Genomic DNA, 426 nt, shown 5'->3' with positions numbered 1-426 from the left:
CCATGGTGTGTGGCCACATGGGCCTCCTCACCGTGGACGTGGCTGTGTGTTCCCGCCCCAGGGTGCGTGCCCACGGGGGCCTCTGCGTGGGTGTGGGTGTGTGCTGCCACGCCATGGTGCGTGCCCATATGGGTCTCCCCACCAGCACCCCCACCCACCAGCGCCGGGGCCCGCACCTCCACCTCGGCGGCCGGTACGTGCTCGTGCGTATGCCCCGCCTGAGCCACCCGCCCCCGCCAGGCCCGCCGTACGAGGTTCACCCCCGCCCCGAGCACCAGCGCACCGCTCGCCACCCCCAGCCACGCCACCACCGAGGGTGTCGCGGCGGAGCCGGCCGTCACCAGGAGCCCCAGCGCGACCACCCCGAGGGTGTGGGTGACGGTGACCGAGGCGGCCAGCGGGAGCACGTCCCGCAGCCGGGCCCGG

General features: G+C 75.4%; 1 pseudogene. It reads right to left on the bottom strand.

The features are described from left to right. Positions 1–426, bottom strand: a pseudogene (locus GT030_RS36330) (nickel transporter); the annotation flags it as partial.

The organism is Streptomyces sp. SID1328 (assembly GCF_009865595.1).
In the GTDB taxonomy this organism is placed as follows: Bacteria; Actinomycetota; Actinomycetes; order Streptomycetales; family Streptomycetaceae; genus Streptomyces; species Streptomyces griseoluteus.
The sequence above is the reverse complement of the archived record's forward strand: the minus strand, read 5'-3'. Positions and strand labels throughout refer to the sequence as shown.